Source organism: Sporolactobacillus mangiferae (genome assembly GCF_023336505.1).
Taxonomy (GTDB): Bacteria; Bacillota; Bacilli; order Bacillales; family Sporolactobacillaceae; genus Sporolactobacillus; species Sporolactobacillus mangiferae.
Genome location: NZ_JAMAST010000047.1, coordinates 1 through 1,177, shown reverse-complemented (window position 1 = coordinate 1,177; position 1,177 = coordinate 1). Strand labels below are relative to the sequence as shown.

Below are 1,177 nucleotides of genomic sequence, written 5' to 3'. Positions count from 1 at the left end.
TGGAACGCCTCAACGAGGAATTTCGCCGTCGCGAACGAGTGATTCGCATCTTTCCCAATCGTGAATCGGTCACCCGTCTCATGGGTTCCATGCTCATGGAACAGGATGAAAAATGGTCGGAAGGCCGCTGCTATCTGAAAATGGACGAGTATTTTAGTTGGAAAGCAGAACAACCTAAATTGGCTAAATCTAGTAAAGTGACCGCTATTTATCCAAGTTAATCAATCTGTTCTAACTGAGATGAATTTACACACAAAAAAGGACTTGACCCCCTTCTGAACAATCTACTGTAATTGTAAGATGAATAAATATGATGACAACATATTTTTATGTCCCATGTCACTTGAAATTCCGTAAGATCGATCTGTAAAACATACTTGCTTTTATTTATTAATGTAGGGAAATCTCTCGAAAAGTTAAAATGTATCTAAAGCAGTGATTGAAGAAAATAAGCGCGCATTGTCAACTTGAAAAAACATGAGAAATTAGAGGTGGAATGGAAATAAAGCGAAGAGAAAGTGAGAACGTTCATTGTTGAACAATGACACCAATTGAGAAAGGTAAGAGTTATGAATGGCTTATTCGTGAACGAACCGATTGAGATAATAGATCAAGGAAGGGAGTTCAGTTTGAGATATCAAAATGAGATATATACACTATTCAATCCAGGTGATACTAAAGGTATCGCTCATGATGGACAGAATAAAGAATATAAATCTGGTAAGGATATTTTTTATAACTATAAAATAGACGGAAAAATACTTAATGAAGTTTGGAACAAAGTTGAAGTAGATTATATTTTCTAATCAATAGTCAACCAGAGTCAAATACCGTTGGTATCCTGCGTCCAAAAATCAGCCAGAAAGCAATCAGAACCTTTCGGATCCTATCGAATCCAGTTAAATGAAAAAGGCCTTCAAAACCGCGTCAAATCAGCAATTTTGAACGCCATTAAGAAAGCTACAGAATCTTTCTAGCGGAGAGCGAGGGATTCGAACCCTCGAGACGGCTCAATAACCGTCTACACGATTTCCAATCGTGCTCCTTCGGCCTCTCGGACAGCTCTCCATAAAAACTTCACGGCAATTGATCGTCCTGATCTATTGCTCCACTGCGATCCAAACACTATGGAGTGACCTAGCAATAATTACCGTGAAGCATGTTCAATATATAATTT

The 1,177-nt window shown here is 38.1% G+C and carries 2 protein-coding genes and 1 tRNA gene; 2 read left to right on the top strand and 1 reads right to left on the bottom strand.

Going from position 1 to position 1,177, the window contains the following annotated elements:
* Together M3N64_RS13975 and M3N64_RS13970 are read left to right on the top strand one after the other, a co-directional pair.
* Nucleotides 1-221, top strand: a 221-nt coding sequence (locus tag M3N64_RS13975; RefSeq protein WP_249104298.1) for a transposase, incomplete at its 5' end; no start/stop codon positions are given.
* A gap of 363 nt (nucleotides 222-584) precedes the next feature.
* On the top strand, nucleotides 585-806 hold the full coding sequence (locus M3N64_RS13970; protein WP_249104294.1) for a hypothetical protein: 222 nt from the start codon (nucleotides 585-587) through the stop codon (nucleotides 804-806).
* 171 nt (nucleotides 807-977) lie between these two features.
* On the opposite strand, the gene M3N64_RS13965 is transcribed toward M3N64_RS13970, so the two are convergent.
* Nucleotides 978-1,068: transfer RNA gene (locus tag M3N64_RS13965), tRNA-Ser, on the bottom strand.
* Between the last annotated feature and the right edge of the window lie 109 nt (nucleotides 1,069-1,177).